The organism is Nonomuraea sp. NPDC048826 (genome assembly GCF_043198225.1).
Taxonomy (GTDB): Bacteria; Actinomycetota; Actinomycetes; order Streptosporangiales; family Streptosporangiaceae; genus Nonomuraea.
In genome coordinates, this window is the sequence record NZ_JBICUQ010000016.1 from 97,617 (window position 1) to 114,939 (window position 17,323).

Genomic DNA, 17,323 nt, shown 5'->3' on the forward strand with positions numbered 1-17,323 from the left:
ATGAGTGACGGACTGGCGGGCCTGTGGCCGCTGCTCGCCCTCCGCATCACCACCCGGCGACTCGAGCTGGCCATCCCCGACACGGGCGACCTGCTCAACCTGGCCCAGGCGTGCGGAGATCTCCAACCCGCAGACCAGCCCCGCTACCAGCAGTCATACCTGTACGAGCCATCACCGCAGCGCGAGCGGCACCTGCTGCAGCAGCACTGGCGGGCGCTGGCCCACTGGCGGCCGGAAAGCTGGAACCTCCAGCTCGCCATCCGCGTCGACGGCGTCGCGGTCGGCTTGCAGAACATGTGGGCGGCCGGCTTCGCGACCGTCCACACGATCGAGACCGGCTCGTGGATCACCCGGACCCGCCAGGGCCACGGGTACGGGACCGAGGCGCGCGCCGCCGTCCTGGAGCTGGCATTCGCCCATCTCGGCGCGGTAGAGGCGCACACCTGCTACGTGGACGGCAACGCAGCCTCCGAGCGGGTCTCGCGCAAGCTCGGCTACGTCGGCAACGGGCGACGCGCCTACGCCGAAGACGGCAGAAGGGTCGTCGAGCATCGCATGCTGCTCGACGCAGTCGCGTGGGCACACCACCGGATGCCCGGTATCACGGTCGACGGCGCAAGCGAGTGCCTGGAGCTGTTCGGGCTACGCCCCGAACAGGTCGACTCGTGACTTCACATCGCGTCCCCACCGTCTGATCGTCCGAATGCTCGATCATGCTGTGAGGCGGCAGCGACGAGGACCTGTTCATACCAAATCCACTGCAACGGAGCTGAACAACCATGCAATTGCCTGACGTAACCGCTGAGGGGACCTCCGGGAACAGTCGTCAGCCGTTGACCCCGAGCTCGTGATCACGATCTGCCCGAGATGGTAATTAGCCAACACATCCCGACTTGGAGTGATACGGATTGCATGGGGCAAATGTCCAGCTCTTTGAAAGTGCTCGAAATCTGCTTGATCGCGTGATAAACCTGCAGGTCGTCGAGTGTGCTCCCCGCGCACGCGGGGATGGTCCGTCCACGTTGCGGACCCGCTCGCCCAGCTCGAAGTGCTCCCCGCGCACGCGGGGATGGTCCCCTGACCGTGTCCAAGCTGCTGGCGGGCACTCTGTGCTCCCCGCGCACGCGGGGATGGTCCCAGCGGCGAGATGCTCGGATACATGCAGATCTCGTGCTCCCCGCGCACGCGGGGATGGTCCCTCAGGGTCAACCATGTTCGCGTGGTTGTGCCAGTGCTCCCCGCGCACGCGGGGATGGTCCCGTTGCCCTGGGCGGTGGCGAAGATCAGCTTCCGTGCTCCCCGCGCACGCGGGGATGGTCCCCCGCTCCTGGAGGGCGCCGAGGAGCGCATCCGGTGCTCCCCGCGCACGCGGGGATGGTCCTCGGGTCTGCGGACGGGACGCGACCGTGAACCGGTGCTCCCCGCGCACGCGGGGATGGTCCCTCTTGAAAGAAGCAGGCGTCGAAGAAGCCGTCGTGCTCCCCGCGCACGCGGGGATGGTCCCCAGTGCTGCGGCCCGTCCGGGTTCGTCGTGGCGTGCTCCCCGCGCACGCGGGGATGGTCCCGCCTGGTGTGTGACGATGCACGCCAGCGTGTCGTGCTCCCCGCGCACGCGGGGATGGTCCCCGGGTCTTGGCCTCCTCGACGTTGAGGAACCGGTGCTCCCCGCGCACGCGGGGATGGTCCCGCGGTCCCGGTGGGCATCGCCCGATGGCTCGGGTGCTCCCCGCGCACGCGGGGATGGTCCCAGCCGCAACGCCTGCGTCTCGTCGAGTCCCAGGTGCTCCCCGCGCACGCGGGGATGGTCCCCTGTACGTCTTCAGCACCAGCACGGAATTTGAGTGCTCCCCGCGCACGCGGGGATGGTCCCGGGCAGGGCGAGAACCTGCTGGGCGTCACCCAGTGCTCCCCGCGCACGCGGGGATGGTCCCTCGCGCAGCACCTCATCCACCTGACTGCGAGAGTGCTCCCCGCGCACGCGGGGATGGTCCGGAAGCGGCCGCGCGGATCCAATCGGCCGCGCCGTGCTCCCCGGGCACGCGGGGATGGTCCCGTGGGCGGGAATGGCTGACCGCCTGGCATGCCCTGGCCAGGACGACAGTGCCCCTTCCGGGCTTCGCAGCCTGCGACACGGTCGCCGCTCCCGCAACCCTGCTCTCGCCCCCGCCCAGCGGGGCCTTCGGAGGGCGAGGTCTGGCGATCCATAGATCTTTTGCTGGCGCAAAACATCTTGGAACCGCCAGACACGCACGGTTGCGCGCGCAGCTCCCCGCGTCGCTGACGGCCGCCGCCGGAAGGGGAACCCCCGCCGCCTCGGCCAGATCGACGCCAGGCTCCCCACATCCGGCAGCCCATCAGCCACCGGCAAGGAGCTGCCATGTCCCCGCTCGCCCCCGCGCGCCCCGCACCGTCCTCCCAGCCCGACGACCAGCCGGCGATCGCCATCGTCGGCGCCTCCATCACCGGCCCCACCCTGGCCCTGTTACTCCACCAGGCCGGCCTGACGAACGTCACCGTCCTGGACGCCTCCCCGCACCTGCACGCGCAGGCCGGCGGCGTCATCGGCCTGGAGCACACCGCCCTGGACGTCCTGGACTCCATCGGCGTCCCGCAACACGAGTTCGTCCCCTTCACCAGCGAGCGCGTCGTCGCGGTCAAGGTCGCCGACCGTCGCGAGGCCGGCCGCACCCACACCTTCTACCCGGGCCGCTCCACCGCCTGGCACCTGATCAACACCTCCCTGCTGCAGCGCCTCCCCGAAAGGTGGCTGCGCCTGGGCAGCCGCGTCACCGATCTCACCACCGGTTCCGACGGGCGCGCCCAGCTGGAAATCGCCGCCGCCGGCCCGCTCAGCGCCGATCTGGTGGTCTTCGCCGACGGCCGCCGCTCGACCGGCCGCCGCCTGCTCGACCCGGCCCGCGAACTCCGCTACGGCGGATACGTCGCCTGGCGCGGCCAGTCGCCGTCCCTGTGCCCGGACCTGGACGACTACCTGAGGCTGGAGCCCTACGGCGCCCAGTTCCACCAGTTCCCCATCCTCCAGCGCGACGGCAGCATCGCCACCGACTGGACTCTCAACCTCAACCACAGCGAACCGGAGTTCCGCACCCTGCTCGGCGCCGCGCCCACTCGCCGCACCTACGTTCTGCCGCACCAGATCACCCCCCACGCTCGCGAGCATGTGACGAACCTGGCCCGGAATCTGCTGCCCGGCAGCGCAGCCGACATCATCGAGGCCACCCCCGCCTGGAGCGCCGCCCCCATCGTCGACATCGCCCCGCCCGAGCGGATGGTCTACCCGGTCGGCCGCCACGCCCACGCCGTCCTGCTGGGCGACGCGCTGGCCCCGGTCCGGCCCAACACCGCCCGCGGCGCCAACAACGGCATCGAGCAGGCCACCTCCCTGGCCGCCGCCCTGCGGCAGCACCTGCGCTACGGCGCCGACCTGCCAGTAGCGCTGGAAGGCTGGCAGCGCCGCGCCCTGCCCGCCGTGCACGACGCGCTGGAACTCGGCCCCCGGCTGGCCGCCGCACTCGGCCTCGGACACCATTCGGCGCCGGCATGACCGGCGAGTTCCGGTCGGCCCGCGCCATCGAGCCGGGCTGGCACGTCCGCCTCGCCGCCGACACCCCGGACGGCGGCGGGTGGATGCCCGTCCTGGCCCGCATCGACACCGTCGATCACCTCGGCCGGCAGCGCATCTGGTTCCTCGGCGACGACCGGGCCGCCGTGGCCTACGCCGACGACCTGATCTTCAGCCGCACCCCCGCCGAGGTGGCCGTCACCCCGCCCGCGTGCCATCCGTGAACGCCTTTGTCCGCCGTCCCGGGGGACCGGCCCCTGGGCGGCGGCTCGACCGACCAAGGAGCCCGTCATGACCTCCACCAACCTGCCCGTTCCCCAGCCGAACGCCGGCCGCGCCGCACGGCTGCGGCACCTCACCCGCCGGCTCGCCACCGACCTGGCCACCCAGCTCAGCACCCAGCCGCCGACCGGCCGGATCGTAGCCGAGGCCCGGTCCCGGCTGCACCAGACGATCAGCCGCTACCGCGACGGCGGCAACGCGGACGACGCCACCGCCATCCGCCTCAGCATGGACCTGCGGATCATCCGCGTCCGCGACGAAGCCTGGCTGGCCTCGCAGGCCGAGCCGATCGTCATGACCGCCCTGCTGCTGGATGTGGCCGAACGGATCGAGCTCGCGTTCCTGGCCCCGGTCGGCTCCCTGCTGGCCTACACCGCCTGGGACCAAGGCGAGCGGGAAGTCGCCCGCCGCGCCGTCGAACAGGTCCTGGCGGCAGAACCCTTCTACTCGATGGCCCTGCTGCTCCAGATGGCGCTGCATTTCCAGGTTCCGCCGGGCAGGGTTCGAGACCACATGCCCACGCTCGACGAGATCGACATCCGGATGGGGCGCCCCGAGCCGGGCTGGCTCCAGCCGTTGCAGTGGACGCTCGCCGACTACCTCGATGCCGCCTGCTGAACGACCGCACCCACCGGCAGCCCGGGGCGGGGGCGTGCACGTGTCCGCCCCGGCGGTGACCGCGGCCGGGCCGCGCGCGGGGGGCCGGTCCGGCAGCGGGCGCGCTCAGGCCCAGCCAAGCCGGGTCAGCACGCCGCCGTCGTCACGTGAGAGTGGCTGAGGCCGCGCTGATCATGCGGCCGGATCTGACGCTGATCGCCGGGCCCTGCCGCATGTCCCTGCCGGTCACCCGCCCCTCATTTCGGACCGGTCAGCCTCGCAGGCACGTTCCTCCAGGCAAGGCGGCTTTCGCTCCGCTCACCCCGTACGGTCAAGATCTTTTGGCGCAAGAGCAGGGACGGGCGCCAAAACATCTAGCCCGCACGGGGCCGCCGCCTTGCCTTCCGTCACTTCCACCTGCGTGTCCTCCCTCACCGAAACGCGGAACGGCCGCCCAGCAGGGGCACCGTACGGAAAGGAGCCGGACATGCGCCTCAGCCTCGACCTCCCCCTCTACGTCACCGACATCACCGCCTGCACCCGCTGCGGCAACGAGGTCACCCTCCAGCACAGCTGGCAGACCCTCGACGGTGGCCGCATCTGCCTGGGATGCGTGTGCGAGGCCGTCGAGGCCTACCGCCAGTCCACGGTCGCCGACCACGAGATCCCCTACTAGCCCATCCGGGCGGCGGGGGCTCCCGCGCTCCGCCGCCTCCCGCCCCGCCTCGTTTCGGAATCCGCCGCAATCACGTCACAAGGAGGAACCATCATGGCCGCAGGCGACACCGTCATCACCATCGTCGGCAACCTCGTCGACGACCCCGAGCTCCGCTTCACCCCCACCGGCCAGGCGGTGGCCCGCTTCCGCATCGCCTCCACCCCGCGGTACATGGACCGCCAGTCGAATGAGTGGAAGGACGGCGACAGCCTCTTCCTGACCGCCAACATCTGGCGGCAGGCGGGGGAGAACGCCGCCGAGAGCCTGACCCGCGGCATGCGCGTCATCGTCCAGGGCCGGCTGCGGCAGCGCTCGTACGAGACCAAGGACGGCGACAAGCGCACCGTCTACGAGATCGAGGTCGACGAGATCGGCCCGTCGCTGCGTCACGCCACCGCCCAGGTGAACAAGACCCGGCGCAACCGCCCGAACACCCCGCCCCAGGACAGCGCGTGGGAGAGCACGTTGCCCGAGCAGCAGACCAACGGCGAGCCGGTCACCGCCGGCGCGACCGCCGGCGACGAGCCGGACTTCTGATCCCCACCGCGGGGCCCGCCCGATCTTTTCGGGCGGGCCCCGCACCGCGATCGCGGAGCCCGGACGCTAGGTCCTCGCCCAGGACGGTGCCCTCGTTGTAGCAGCGCGCCGCGCGCCTGCCCCTCATCGAGGAAGGTGCGCAGGATCGCGTCCGCGCTGACGGCGGAGAACAACCTCTTGCCATCCGCCATGACCGGGCCTGGATGCAGTACCAGCTTGCGCAGCATTCAGGCGTAGCCGGGGCAGTCGTAGGTGCGGGCACCGGTGGCATCGGTGGCGTTGCTTCCCCGCTTGACCCGAAGGAAGCGGGCGTCGTTCGGCTCCAGCCACAGGCCGCCGCTGACCGCCACTTCGACGGCGATCTCGGCGGGCTGCTCCAGCTAGCCGGCGCCGATCCCGCCCGCCGGGTAGGTGAGCCGCAGCGATGGCACGTCGTTCAACGGGCACCCGGCCTCGAAGCCGAGGCAATGCGGCAGCGTCCCGAGCCGAGGCCCGTTGGAGGCGTGCGCGACCAGGCGTAGCGCGTACGGCTCCGGCGTGCCAGCGGTGATGACCCGCACGCGATGCTCCTTTTCCTCAGGGGCGGTGGGTGAGGTGGGCGATCCGGCGGTGTAATGGATCTCCTGGTCGGCGAGCCGGTCATCGAGGACCAGATTCCCAGACACAGGGCACCTCCGGTGGAGCTGATTCGTTCGACTAACAGCGGGGCCGATACGAAGGACTTCCAAGAGGGACGGACCCAACTGTTCAGGAGCGTCTGATGAGTGGATTAGCCGACGTCATCGCCACCTGGCTTGACGGGCGAACGACCACGCAGATGGAACTGTGGGGACTCGGCATAGTGTGGTGGGGCCGCATCGGCAAGGGCCTGTTGTTTGCAGGCGGACTGGCGGTCGTAATCGATCTGCTCGACGCGGGAAAGCTACGCGCCCACGGCCTCTTGACGAAGCAACGTGCTAAGGCCGCCTGGGATCACGCTCAGAACAGATCGAAGGAATCGGCGATCGCCCGCTTGGAGCGCACGGTATGGGACGACCTCGTTGGGTCAAAGATACTTAGCGGCGGAATGCCCCACACCGCCGCATCGATCGTAATTCTCTCCTACCTGTACTCAGAGCCCCCTCGAAGGGCACCTCATGGATTGGACTGTTCACTCCAGACCTATCAAGACTTCCACTCCAGCGTGACGACGGCGTTGCCCAATGCGCACTGCCACAACGCTCAGGACATGGATAGGCTGCATCCTCCTAAAACGAGGTATATGTGCGTTGATCAGGTCGCTTTCGTACGTGCTCGCATCGAGGCGTTTCTCGCGGAGCAAGTCCCGGCCGAGCATCATGGACTGTTGGGCAAGTCTGCGAAGTGGTTGAAGATCAAAGCACTGTGGTGGTTCCTGCGTGGCGGAGCGGAGAGGCTCGCCGGGTGGGCTCTGTATCGGCAGCGGCCACTACATATGCTCCGCTGGGCGGCGTTCGTCTTCGTTGTCGTGGGTGGGCTGCTCGACATGCTCGCCTCGTAAGGGGCATAACTCAGGTTCCGCAAGAACGTCTACACGCCGTCTTCTCATGGGCGGTGGGCCAAGTGGGCAATGCGCCGTCCTAACCGGATCTCCTGGTCGGCGGGCCGGTCATCAAGGACCAGGTTCCCGGAGACCCTCCCACGGTCGGTGGGGTGTTCACGAGTAGGTCTGGCCAGGGACGGAAGAGCAGCGAACAAGATCGCTTCCAGGCTCGGAGGTGATCGTTTCCCAGGGTTGCGCCGGGCTGGCATGCGGGCTCGAGCGCCTTGACCTTCCTCGGCGGGGCCCACAGTCCCTCCGCTGCGCGTCCTCACCAGACCAGAGCTTGATGGCCGCGCCGGGACACCACGGCGTCGGAATTGGCGGTTTCCGACGTTGCCGGCGCCCGCCGAGAGTGCGACGATCCCCCGAATGAGCCCGATGAGATTGCTCGAAACCGCGCCCGGAAAGTTCTCGCTGCTGCTGGACGCAGGAACGACCCAGGTGGACGAACTCGTTGAAGAGTCCGGTCACGAGCCGAACGGATACTTCTGGGAAGGCATCGGGCGGTTCCTCGTGAGCACGGAGGCACCGACGCTCGAGGCGCGATTCCAGTACGACTCGGAGGCCGGCATGTTCTGCGCTTACGGCGACGATCAAAAGGCGCTGCGGCATCTGGCCGAGCTGATGAGCGCGGTCGCCACGGATGGCGATCGGGTGCGCGGGCTTATCGCCGCGGCCGAGGCCGCGGGTTTCGAATTCGACGGCTGATCCGCACACGGCCACGCCACGCCCCGGACTCCTCAGCCTTCCCCGGCGGCGATGTTGGCCCCTCCGCCCGCTCCGTAGCGGTGTTGGCAGGTGACTGAGCGCCCGTCAACTCCTCGGATGCAGGTGTTGATCTTGATTGCGGTAGTGACTGCCAGAACTTCTCAGCTTACAGTGTGGAGTTGTTGGACTACACAGCGTGAAGTTGGGTCGGATGAGCGCATCTGCGCTCTTTCGTGGAGGCGACAGTGACGTCACTGCTGGAACGTTTGTCCCAAGCCGAGGCGGCTGCCGCTGAGAAGGCGGCCGAACTGCGCGAGCAACTCGCCGTGGCGGAGGAAGAACTGCGGCGTCTGTCCATCACCCGCGAAACGGTCTTGGCCCTGTCCGCCCAAGACGACGAGCCAGGGCGAAGGCCGTGCAGGGCGATCCAGCGCAACTGGCGGACGGTCATGAAGGGGGCGTTCACGAGTACGTCTGGCCTGGGATGTAGAGGGGGTTGAGAAGATCGCTTCCCGAATCCTGGGTGATCGTTTCCCGGCTTCGTCGGCTGACTTACATGTCCAAGGCGAGCGGTTCGCTGGGCAGTCTCTTCCCGCTCAGGACGTCAGCGAGCAGAAGAGGTAGCCCTGGAGGCCGGAGGGTGTGAGTGATCTGTGCGGTGACCAGGTCGGCGAGCGACCACCATCGGTGTTCGGCGATCGTTTCGTGTTCTGCGGGTTCTAGGTGGTTTCTGCTGATGTCTTGGCTGTTACGAACTCGGGCGAGGAAGTAGCTCTCATGCATGTGCAGCGGCTGGTCGGCCCAGAAGGCGTCCACGTCGAGGGTCCACAGGCATGGCCCCCAGTCGACGTCGGTCAGGCCGGTCTCTTCGAAGAGCTCTCTGCGGGCGGCCTGAAGGAGGCTCTCACCGGGCTCCGCGCCCCCGCCGGGCAGGATCCAGAACAGCTCTGGCACGGGATGACCGGGGACGACGATGTTGCCATCGTTACGGACCTGCATCATGAGAAGCCGGTCATCGTGATCTAACAACACGACGCGAGCACCTTGTCGGGTCTTCATCTGGTGGCTCCTTGTCCTGTTCGGCGCATGGGTCGCGACAGGGTTCAAGATCTTGCCAGCTCCTGCGCTCCGGCGAGCGTGCCAGTTCGGGTGGAAATCACACACGCAGATGTTGATCTATTTGACGGTAGTGACTGCCAGCGCTTCCCCGCTTACAGTGTGGAGTTGTCGGATCACATGGCGTGAAGCGGACCGGGAGGGGCGCATCTGCGCCCTTTCATGGAGGCGGATGTGACGTCACTGCTGGAACGTTTGGCCCTGGCCGAGACGGCCGCCGCCGGGAAGGCCGCCGCATTGCGCGAGCAACTGGCCTCGGCGGAGGAAGAACTGCGGCGCCTGTCCATCACCCGCGAAACGCTCCTGACCCTGGCAGCCCAGGACGATGAGCGCGGCGACGAGCGCGGGGCCGAGGCCGCGCCGGGTGATCCAGCACCATCGGCGCGGCACCACGAAGACAAGCCAAGCGACGCGGACGAACCCGTCGAGGCGGCGCTGCTGCCGGTGCTGCGGGGGGTGCGCCGGCAGACGGTGGCGTTGCTGGCCACGGCGCAGCGGCCGATGCGGGTCCGGGATGTGGTGGTGGCGCTGGGCCAGAGCGATGAGCGGGGGAAGGTGGAGTCGATGCGGTCGCGATTGCTGCGTCTGGCCGCCGACGGATGGCTGGTGCGCTGCGAGGGCGGCACCTATGCGATCTCCTCAAGCGTGAACGGCAACGCCCCGTCCTGGGAAGGGGGCGAGATTCCGGCATCGTGACCGGATGAGGTGATTGATGAGTGGGGTGCCGCCGAGATTAGGCCCTCGGCGGCACCCGAGGTTGCGTGAGCGACCAGCAGGACTAACCGACAGTGGCTCCCGCATTCCCGAGAGTAACCCGAACGAGGTGTCTTGGGGAGACGTCGAGCCCTGATTTCGCCTGCCCAGCCACCGGCAGAGGCAGGACGGGAAGGATCGACAATGTCCTCACCAGGGCGAGAAGGGATCCGGCGCGGGTCAGCTTCCACCGGACCCGGCGGGCGAAGCGGGCCACAGCCGGACGGCCAGGCCGGCCTCCAGTTGGGCGATGGTGGCCACGTCCGGCCAGCAACGCCCGACAACCACGTCGTTGACGGTCTGCCGGTTCACCCCACTGACCTCGGCCAGCCGGCGGAAACTCAGCCCCCGTTCGGCCATCACTGCTTGCAGAGCCGCGGCGATGGCCTGGACGACGGCGGCGGCCGGATAGCCGGACAGGTCCGCGTGGGGCCAGTTCTCCGGGTCGTCGGCCAACTCCCGGGGAGAGCGGGAACGCCCGCGTCCTCCGACCATGGCAAACGGCTCCTTTCGGTAGATGTCGTCGCCCTCCGTAACGGCAGGTTGTTCTGCCGCTATGGATGGGGTGTGACTCTCGACGCGGAAACCTCGGCGAAGATCACCGGCTACCGGCCGCAGCAGGTCCCGCCGGAATGGGAACAGATCGCCGGGCACGTGCGCATGCTGGTCGCCGCCAGCGCCGACCGCTCCCCCTACTGCATCGAGCGGCTGCTCACCGCGACCGCACGGCTGGCCGTGTGGTGTCACCGCTCCGGCCTGCCAGACGACCCGGAAGTCTGGCTGCGACACGAGACGATCGACGCGTTCGTCCTGACCGGCTGCACCGACCTGACCCCGGGCTCGGCACAGACCTACCGCAGCTGGCTGCGGCACATGCGCGCCACGCTGGCCTGGCTGGAACGCGGCGAACAAGCGCCGCCGCCGATGAAGGCCCCCAAGACGGTCAGCCCGCCCTACTCGCCGGCCCAGCTCGGCCGCCTGCGCGGCTGGGCCGAACGCCTGCCCGGCCAGGCCAGAGGCGACGCGCTGGCGTTGATGGCGCTCGCCTTCGGCTGCGGTCTGACCTCCGGCGAGGTGGCCGCCGTCCGCACCGGGCATCTGCGCCGCCTGGACTGCGGCGCGATCGTGGTCGCCGTCCCCGACACGCAGCGGTTGATCGTCTGCCGCGCCGCCTGGGAGGACGTCCTCGTCCACGCCGCCGACCGGCCCGGCGACGCCTTCGTCTTCCGGCCCGGGCGCGCCGCCCGGCACGCCAAGAACCTGTTCAGCTCCTGGACGGCCCGCCACACCCCGACCGGCGGCCTGCCCGCCCTGTCGGTGCGCCGACTGCGCTCCTCCTGGATCGTCGAACTGCTGAGCGCCCGCATCGATCTGGGCGTGGTGGCCGACGCGGCCGGGATGAGCGCCTCCGCGCTGGCCCGCTACCAACATTTCGTCCCCGCCCTGGACGAGCCCACCGCGGTCGCGCTGCTGCGCGGCCGCGCCATGTGAGTACGGCGAAGCCACGCGCCTGGCCGCCGCGCACCACCCGAGCCCGAGCCACCCGGCCTCGGCCTCCTGCCAAGCAGACGGCACAGATCCCCGACGCCGTCACCAGCCACTACGCCCGGCTGCTGGACGACTCCGGCATCATGCCGCTGATCGACGACGAACTCGGCCCCAGGCCCGGCCCGCCCGGGCTGCCCATCGCCACGGTGCTGACCTGCCTGCTGCTGTCCATCAACCACACCGGCAAAGCCACTCTCATCGAAGCCTGGCGGATCGCCGCGTTCTGCCTGACCGCCGCCGCACGCCATCGGCTCGGCCTGCCCGACATCAACCCCGAAGACATCCACCAGGTGCTCGCCTCCTCCCGCCGCTTCTACCGGGCCTTCGACCGGCTGACCACCGTGCTGGATCCGGCCCGCCACGATCGGCGCGCCCGTCTGCCCCAGCACCAGGCCGACGCGCTGGCCACCGCGTGGGAGGACGACGACCCAGCACACTCGCACAAGCGGGAACTGCTGCAGAACATCGCCACCGCGCTGGTGCTCACCCCAGTGCGCTGGGCCAAAGGCCGGGGCTACCTCCGTCACTTCCGCGGCGATGTCGGCATCGACACCACCGGCGCCCCGGTCTTCGCCCGGCCACCCCGCGCCCGCCGCTCCACCGGCGAACTGATCGCCTCCACCGAGATCACCGCAGGCTGGCACCACTCGGCCGGAAACAGCCCACCCGAGTACGGCTACAGCGCCACCCTCACCGTCGCCGCCCGCACCCGCTCTGTTTCCGGCTCCTTCCCGCAGTTGGCGCTCGGCCTGGTCCTGGACACGCCAGGCAAACGCATCGGCGAAAACGCCATCACCACCCTCAAACCCCTGCCCACCCTCGGCATGCCCGCAGCGTTCGCCGTCGTCGACCGCGCCTACACCGACCAACAACCCGCCCACTTCGCCCAACCCGCACGCGAACTCGGCTACCGACTCGCACTCGACTACAAAGTGGATCAACGAGGGGTGCAGGGCAGCACCCACGGCGCCCTGCTCATCGACGGCTCCCTGGCCTGCCCACTGATGCCCGACCGGCTCGCCCAGGCCACCACCGGTCTGGACGACGCCGCCATCCGCACACCCTCGGACGAACTCACCGCGCTCATCAGCGCGCGAGAGCCGTACTTGCTGCGCCTCAAGCAGAGCCCGAACACCGATGGCACCATCCGCTTCCAGTGCCCGGCAGCAGGCACCTCCCCATCGCTGACCTGCCCCCGCTTCGACCGCCTCCACCAGCGCGGACCCAACCGGCCCACCGCCGTCGACCTCACCGACACCCGACAACGAGCCGCCCACCCCGCGGCCAAACCTCCCATTCTTTCCCCACAGCCCGACCACAAGACCGGCGAACTGCCGAGGATCTGCCACCAGCACACCATCACCGTCCGCAAGGACGACCTCGGCCACCTCGACAAGTTCCGCCAGGATCTGCCCTACCTCAGCCCCTCGTGGCGAGGGACGTACTCCGCTGCCAGGGCGATGACGGAGGGGCTGAACGGCCGCCTCAAAGGCCACGACCTCGACCTGGCTGATCCGAAGAACCGGCTCGCTCACGGCCGCGTCGCCCAGACCATCCTGGTCGCGTTGCTCGTCGCCGTCGCCAACGACCACTTCCTCGACCAGTGGCGCCACACCCACCAGCCCCCAGACGAGCCCGACACACCCGCCGACTTCCTCCAGATCCCAGCAGAGCACATCGACCGCACATCGCTCACGAGCCGCAGCAGGCCACCGCCCGTCCCATAACCCGCACTTCAGATCACCTTGTCGCACCACCCAGCCCGGCGCCGGCATCGCCATGCCCAGCGACGCGAACTCCGACCTCCACCAGCGCCCTGACACCACCCGCGCCTTCCAGGACACCTGCTCCGCGGCTCCCAAACCGGGACGAACCCAATTCGGAAACCCCTGAAACGACAAGATCCCGCCTGATCTCGATGATCAGACGGGATCCCGTCAACTTCAATCCAGCCGTTTCAAGAACGGCTCTGAAGACAAGCCGGGTCAATCAGACGGGCCCATCGAGGCGGTGACGCTGCCGCTGCTGCGGGGGGTTCGCCGGCAGGCGGTGGCGCTTCTGGCCACAGCTCAGCGGCCGATGCGGGTCCGGGATGTGGTGGTAGCGCTGGGCCAGAGCGACGATCGAGGAAAGGTCGAGTCGATGCGGTCGCGGCTGCTGCGGCTGGCTGCTGACGGGTGGCTGGTGCGCTGCGAGGGCGGCACCTACGCGATCGCCTCGGGCGTGAACGGCAACGCCCCGGCTTGGGAGGGGAGTGAGCAGGTGGCTCCATGAGTGGCTGAAAGGGTGCCGCCGAGATTAGGCCCTCGACGGCACCCGAGGTTGCGTGAGCACCCTCCAGGTTCTAACTGACAGTGGCTCGCGCACTCCCGAGAGTAACTCGAATGGGATGTCTTGGGGAGGGGCGCCGAGCCTGGATTTCGCCTGCCCTGCTGGCGAGAGGGACGGGCGGGAAGGATCGGCGATGTCCTCACCAGGGCGAAGGCGGGTTCATCGTGGGTCAGCTTCTCCCGGATCCGCCGGGCGGGGCATCTCGACCGCTTCCTGCGCGCCGAGCGCGAAGAGAACCGGCTGCGCGCCGAACTCGGCGACGTCGCCATCCTCAAGCGACGACGGCGCGGCGTGACGCGCCCGTTGCCGCTGGCCGAGCTGCGCCGCCGAGCTCCAGCCTAGCCTTCGCCGCTGGCCGCTTCCCGGCCGGTTGTCGCGCGCCGGATGGACCCGCGCTTGCTTGGGCCTACCACGGAACCCGGCGCGGGGCGCGGCCACGAGAGCCCGGCCGGCGCGGCCGGCCCTCGCGCCGGGAACCCGTGGTCGATGCGGCCCAAGCGCGGGCCATCCCAGGTCCGCCGCATCGGCCTATCGAAGGAGAACGCGGTGACCGACGACACTGCCGCCCGCTGGCGGCACATCGAGATCGTCCTGGACCGCTCCGGGTCCATGCACCCGATCACGGCCCAAACCGAAGCCGGTTTGCGCGCCTTCCTGCAAGCGCAGCGGGAGGTGCCCGGGCGCACCACCGTCACCCTGTACCAGTTCGACGACGTCGGCGAGCTCGTCTTCAGCAACCGGGAGCTGGCCGAGGTGCCGCAGATCCGGCTGCAGCCCCGCGCCGGCACCGCCCTGTTCGACGCGATCGGCGACACCATCGAGCGGGCCCGCACCCTGGTGCTGGCAGTGCCCAAGTCGGAACGCCCTGCGGAGATCATCACGGTCATCCTGACCGACGGCGCGGAGAACTCCTCCCACCGCTACGACGCGCCGCGGCTGCGGGCCTGGATCGAGGACCTGCAGGCCAAGAAACGCAAGTGGGTGTTCGTCCTGCTGGGCGCGGGCTCCTACGTCACCAGGCTCGCCGGCATGCTCGGCATCCGGCAGGAGACCACCATCCACTACGACCACGACCTCAGCCAGACAGCGCTGTCCACCGCCGGTGAGATGGTCCGCCGGGGCAGCCGCAGCGGCCGGTACGGCTTCACCGACGAGGACAGGACCGCCACCCGGCACTGAACCCCCCGGAGGGTGTGCTGGCAGTCGCGATCACCAGCGGCCGTCAGCATGCCCCCGTTCCACGCCGCTGACACGCAGCCCTCCTCAGGCTCAGGGTGGCGGGGGCGCGGCATCCGGGCAGTTTCGGGCTTCTCCTTTCCGGCTTCGCAGCCTGCGGCACTGTGGCGCGCCCCGCGACCGTCCTCTCGCCCCGCTTCGCGTTTTCCGGTGGGCGAGTTCTGGCTTGTTCAAGATCTTTTGCTGGCGCAAAACTTCTTGAACAAGCCAGAACCGAACGGCCGCGGGCCGCTTCGCCGCGCCGCTGTCGGCTCTCCGCCGGAAAGGGAAGCCCGCCGCCTCAGCGCGGGCACCCACTCCTCACCCTCCCTCTTCCGGCAGCCCATCCATCAGCACGGGAAGAAGGAGAGCTCTCCATCATGCTGCCCGAGGTGCAGGCGTTCTTCGACGCCATCGACGACCGGAACCTCCGCATCGAGACCGACCGCGTGGACCGCGCACATCCGGTTCCGCACTGGGACCACACCATGTCGCCCGACCAGATCGCGGCCTACTTCGAAGCGGAAGACCAGCGCAACACCGCCCTGCGCGAGCTGGACAAGGCGAACAAGACCAGGCAGGCCGAGGCGTACCAGAAGCTGGCCGCCTCCGAAGACCCCCTGGTGCGCTTCCTGCTCACCGACCCGGAAGTACAGGCCTACCCCCAGCACGTGCACGTCGTGCTCAGGGCTTTGCCGATGAGCCGCGAGGAGATGGAAGAGTTCGGCGACCGGCAGGACTGGTGCCGCGAGTTCGAGCGCCTGTTCAGACGCGCGGACCAGGCCGGCGTCCTGCCCGAGCCGGCCCCGGACCTGGCCGACATCGAGCCGCTGGTCCGTGAGGCCGCCAACCGATTCGGCATGGATGGGCGCCGCCTGCGCACCCTCGTCAACAAGCACCTGCCGGACATCCTCGCCAGCGCCGCGGCCAAGACCACACAGCGAGCGCCGGAGGGCCTGCCGACGACCACGTAAGGACGGCTGAGGGCGGCGTGGCGGACGGTACGAGCCCCCGCCACGCCGCTGCCCGGACAGCACCAAACACGAGGCCGCCTATCCCTCGTCCGTGTCGGCGCCCAGCTCGACCCCGAGCCTGTCCAGCCGGGAACGGATGGCGCCGCGGCTGCGGCCGAAGACCTGCGTCAGATCCCGGACGGTGGTGCCAGGAGCTGCGGCCAAGTCCTTGAGCCGCTGGTCGTCCTCCGGAGTCCAAGGCCGGTGTGAGTTGCTGTGCGTGTGCCGCCGCTCCTGCAGCGTCGGTGACCGCCGGTTGGCGGCGAGCGCAGCCTGGCCGCCGGCCAGCAGCTGGACGAGCACCGGCAAATGGGCCGCCGGGACGGGCTCGGCTGTGCTGAAGTCGGCGAGCAGCCGGCCGTCGGCGTCGTTGCCGCGCAGCTCGATGTGCAGCCGATCGCCGTCGACGGTCAAGGTCAGCTCGTAGCGGTGATCGTCCTGGTCGGCATGCAGACGTACCTGGGACAGGGAGGCGGACACGGGATCTCCTTCGAGTCAGGCGGGGCGAAGGGCTCACGGACGCGGCCGACCACGGCGACGCCAGGCCGGCGCCACCCGTCCTCTCCCGGACGGCCAACTCATGATCTCAAAGCGCTTGGGTACTACCTATCTGATTATCGAACAGATGCGCCAGAAGGTCACTCCAGAAGCCTGCGCTATGAGGGATCGGACAAGCCCCGGCGAGCGAGGACTGATCATCCGGACCGGCTGGCCGCCGTACCGCGGCCGGCCAGTATCGGGGCGCTTGAGGCTGCGCTCTTCCCTCGTCGCTCAGTCGCTTCGCTCCATCGCTCCTCAGTCCAGAGCACAGCCCGCCCCTCCTGGTCGGCCGCTTCTACCGTGCAACGCCGTACTCCGGTCCTCTGAGCGCCGTCGTCCCTACCCGTCGACCCGGACCTACCTCGCCGTAGCGGGCGCGACAGCCCAGGTCTTCCGCGCACAGGGCGCTCGCTACGCTCGCGTCGCCCACGATCGGCCTGCGGCCGCCCCTGTGCGCGGCGCGCTCCACGTCGGCTTCACGAAGGCTCCGCTGGAGCTCCGCCTCCGTTACGCCTCCGCTCCGCGCGGTACTCGCCACCCCCTCCGCTCCCGCAGCCACTCCATCGCCGTAGCGGGTACCGTCCCTCGTCGGGTTCAGCGCAGTGTCCGGAGCGATGACCGGCGTGGTGTCTCCCACCTCCCCGCGCGGGTTCAGGCGGCGAACTGGGCACCCCAGTCCTCTCTGCCACTTAGCCAGAGCTGGCCGCCTGCCTGGGCGGGGGCGCGGCGGTCCATCTCAGGAAATCCGCGCCAGTACCCATCCCTCATCTCTTAGGGAGGCACACCGGGGCGCGATCCTTACCTGTCGACAACCCACCCGC

19 protein-coding genes and 1 CRISPR repeat array are annotated in these 17,323 nt (G+C 69.4%); of the genes, 15 read left to right on the plus strand and 4 right to left on the minus strand.

The window, feature by feature from the left end; all coding sequences use genetic code 11:
- The 6 genes from ACGFI7_RS40775 (at position 1) to ACGFI7_RS40800 (ending at position 5,717) form a co-directional block, all read left to right on the plus strand.
- Positions 1–669, plus strand: coding sequence for a GNAT family N-acetyltransferase (locus tag ACGFI7_RS40775; RefSeq protein ID WP_393414890.1), 669 nt, complete (start codon positions 1–3; stop codon positions 667–669).
- Positions 670–987: 318 nt separating this feature from the next.
- Positions 988–2,053: direct repeats of the CRISPR family, unit length 28 nt; unit sequence GTGCTCCCCGCGCACGCGGGGATGGTCC.
- Positions 2,054–2,377: 324 nt separating this feature from the next.
- The gene (locus ACGFI7_RS40780; protein WP_393414892.1) at positions 2,378–3,565 is read left to right on the plus strand and encodes an FAD-dependent monooxygenase; all 1,188 of its coding nucleotides are present in this window, start codon (positions 2,378–2,380) and stop codon (positions 3,563–3,565) included.
- The gene (locus tag ACGFI7_RS40785) at positions 3,562–3,807 is read left to right on the plus strand and encodes a hypothetical protein (RefSeq protein ID WP_393414894.1); all 246 of its coding nucleotides are present in this window, start codon (positions 3,562–3,564) and stop codon (positions 3,805–3,807) included. Before ACGFI7_RS40780 ends, ACGFI7_RS40785 begins: the two co-directional genes overlap by 4 nt.
- Positions 3,808–3,874: 67 nt before the next feature.
- On the plus strand, positions 3,875–4,483 hold the full coding sequence (locus ACGFI7_RS40790; RefSeq protein ID WP_393414897.1) for a DUF4192 family protein: 609 nt from the start codon (positions 3,875–3,877) through the stop codon (positions 4,481–4,483).
- 466 nt (positions 4,484–4,949) lie between these two features.
- Positions 4,950–5,138 carry a hypothetical protein gene (locus ACGFI7_RS40795; protein WP_393414900.1) on the plus strand — a complete coding sequence of 63 codons (189 nt, stop codon included), beginning with the start codon at positions 4,950–4,952 and terminating at the stop codon, positions 5,136–5,138.
- Between the two features lie 93 nt (positions 5,139–5,231).
- The gene (locus ACGFI7_RS40800) at positions 5,232–5,717 is read left to right on the plus strand and encodes a single-stranded DNA-binding protein (RefSeq protein WP_393414903.1); all 486 of its coding nucleotides are present in this window, start codon (positions 5,232–5,234) and stop codon (positions 5,715–5,717) included.
- Between the two features lie 380 nt (positions 5,718–6,097).
- Here the strand turns inward: ACGFI7_RS40800 and ACGFI7_RS40805 are convergent, their stop codons facing one another.
- A complete protein-coding gene (locus ACGFI7_RS40805; protein ID WP_393414906.1) occupies positions 6,098–6,382 on the minus strand; it encodes a hypothetical protein in 285 nt (94 codons plus the stop codon).
- Positions 6,383–6,477: 95 nt separating this feature from the next.
- Between ACGFI7_RS40805 and ACGFI7_RS40810 the strand changes: the two genes are divergently transcribed.
- From ACGFI7_RS40810 to ACGFI7_RS40820, 3 genes are all read left to right on the plus strand, one after another.
- Positions 6,478–7,236, plus strand: coding sequence for a hypothetical protein (locus ACGFI7_RS40810; RefSeq protein ID WP_393414909.1), 759 nt, complete (start codon positions 6,478–6,480; stop codon positions 7,234–7,236).
- Between the two features lie 420 nt (positions 7,237–7,656).
- Entirely contained in the window at positions 7,657–7,986 is a 330-nt protein-coding gene (locus tag ACGFI7_RS40815) for an Imm51 family immunity protein (protein WP_393414912.1), read from the plus strand.
- Between the two features lie 245 nt (positions 7,987–8,231).
- The gene (locus ACGFI7_RS40820) at positions 8,232–8,486 is read left to right on the plus strand and encodes a hypothetical protein (protein WP_393414915.1); all 255 of its coding nucleotides are present in this window, start codon (positions 8,232–8,234) and stop codon (positions 8,484–8,486) included.
- A 52-nt stretch (positions 8,487–8,538) separates the two neighbouring features.
- On the opposite strand, the gene ACGFI7_RS40825 is transcribed toward ACGFI7_RS40820, so the two are convergent.
- Positions 8,539–9,045: an NUDIX hydrolase gene (locus tag ACGFI7_RS40825; RefSeq protein ID WP_393414918.1), complete on the minus strand. Its 507-nt coding sequence runs from the start codon at positions 9,043–9,045 to the stop codon at positions 8,539–8,541.
- Between the two features lie 231 nt (positions 9,046–9,276).
- Here ACGFI7_RS40825 and ACGFI7_RS40830 point away from each other — a divergent pair, with 231 nt between their 5' ends.
- Positions 9,277–9,798 carry a hypothetical protein gene (locus tag ACGFI7_RS40830; protein WP_393414921.1) on the plus strand — a complete coding sequence of 174 codons (522 nt, stop codon included), beginning with the start codon at positions 9,277–9,279 and terminating at the stop codon, positions 9,796–9,798.
- Positions 9,799–10,035: 237 nt separating this feature from the next.
- On the opposite strand, the gene ACGFI7_RS40835 is transcribed toward ACGFI7_RS40830, so the two are convergent.
- Positions 10,036–10,350 (minus strand): helix-turn-helix domain-containing protein, encoded by a 315-nt coding sequence (locus tag ACGFI7_RS40835; protein ID WP_393414924.1) that lies wholly within the window; start codon positions 10,348–10,350, stop codon positions 10,036–10,038.
- Positions 10,351–10,422: 72 nt separating this feature from the next.
- Here ACGFI7_RS40835 and ACGFI7_RS40840 point away from each other — a divergent pair, with 72 nt between their 5' ends.
- The 5 genes from ACGFI7_RS40840 to ACGFI7_RS40860 all read left to right on the plus strand — a co-directional run bounded on the left by ACGFI7_RS40840 (position 10,423) and on the right by ACGFI7_RS40860 (position 15,923).
- Positions 10,423–11,346: a hypothetical protein gene (locus tag ACGFI7_RS40840; protein ID WP_393414927.1), complete on the plus strand. Its 924-nt coding sequence runs from the start codon at positions 10,423–10,425 to the stop codon at positions 11,344–11,346.
- Positions 11,343–13,130, plus strand: coding sequence for a hypothetical protein (locus ACGFI7_RS40845; RefSeq protein WP_393414930.1), 1,788 nt, complete (start codon positions 11,343–11,345; stop codon positions 13,128–13,130). Before ACGFI7_RS40840 ends, ACGFI7_RS40845 begins: the two co-directional genes overlap by 4 nt.
- Before the next feature lie 283 nt (positions 13,131–13,413).
- Positions 13,414–13,677 (plus strand): hypothetical protein, encoded by a 264-nt coding sequence (locus ACGFI7_RS40850; protein WP_393414933.1) that lies wholly within the window; start codon positions 13,414–13,416, stop codon positions 13,675–13,677.
- Between the two features lie 603 nt (positions 13,678–14,280).
- Positions 14,281–14,913: a hypothetical protein gene (locus ACGFI7_RS40855; protein ID WP_393414936.1), complete on the plus strand. Its 633-nt coding sequence runs from the start codon at positions 14,281–14,283 to the stop codon at positions 14,911–14,913.
- Between the two features lie 416 nt (positions 14,914–15,329).
- Positions 15,330–15,923 (plus strand): hypothetical protein, encoded by a 594-nt coding sequence (locus ACGFI7_RS40860; protein WP_393414939.1) that lies wholly within the window; start codon positions 15,330–15,332, stop codon positions 15,921–15,923.
- Between the two features lie 78 nt (positions 15,924–16,001).
- On the opposite strand, the gene ACGFI7_RS40865 is transcribed toward ACGFI7_RS40860, so the two are convergent.
- Complete coding sequence (locus ACGFI7_RS40865) at positions 16,002–16,442, minus strand: hypothetical protein (protein WP_393414942.1); 441 nt, start codon at positions 16,440–16,442, stop codon at positions 16,002–16,004.
- Positions 16,443–17,323: the final 881 nt, after the last annotated feature.

Coding starts and splice junctions, on each gene's coding strand:
- ACGFI7_RS40780 (WP_393414892.1), top strand. CDS start 2,378: ATGTCCCCGCTCGCCCCCGCGCGCCCCGCACCGTCCTCCCAGCCCGAC.
- ACGFI7_RS40800 (WP_393414903.1), top strand. CDS start 5,232: ATGGCCGCAGGCGACACCGTCATCACCATCGTCGGCAACCTCGTCGAC.
- ACGFI7_RS40835 (WP_393414924.1), bottom strand. CDS start 10,350: ATGGTCGGAGGACGCGGGCGTTCCCGCTCTCCCCGGGAGTTGGCCGAC.
- ACGFI7_RS40795 (WP_393414900.1), top strand. CDS start 4,950: ATGCGCCTCAGCCTCGACCTCCCCCTCTACGTCACCGACATCACCGCC.
- ACGFI7_RS40815 (WP_393414912.1), top strand. CDS start 7,657: ATGAGATTGCTCGAAACCGCGCCCGGAAAGTTCTCGCTGCTGCTGGAC.
- ACGFI7_RS40860 (WP_393414939.1), top strand. CDS start 15,330: ATGCTGCCCGAGGTGCAGGCGTTCTTCGACGCCATCGACGACCGGAAC.
- ACGFI7_RS40790 (WP_393414897.1), top strand. CDS start 3,875: ATGACCTCCACCAACCTGCCCGTTCCCCAGCCGAACGCCGGCCGCGCC.
- ACGFI7_RS40825 (WP_393414918.1), bottom strand. CDS start 9,045: ATGAAGACCCGACAAGGTGCTCGCGTCGTGTTGTTAGATCACGATGAC.
- ACGFI7_RS40775 (WP_393414890.1), top strand. CDS start 1: ATGAGTGACGGACTGGCGGGCCTGTGGCCGCTGCTCGCCCTCCGCATC.
- ACGFI7_RS40785 (WP_393414894.1), top strand. CDS start 3,562: ATGACCGGCGAGTTCCGGTCGGCCCGCGCCATCGAGCCGGGCTGGCAC.
- ACGFI7_RS40810 (WP_393414909.1), top strand. CDS start 6,478: ATGAGTGGATTAGCCGACGTCATCGCCACCTGGCTTGACGGGCGAACG.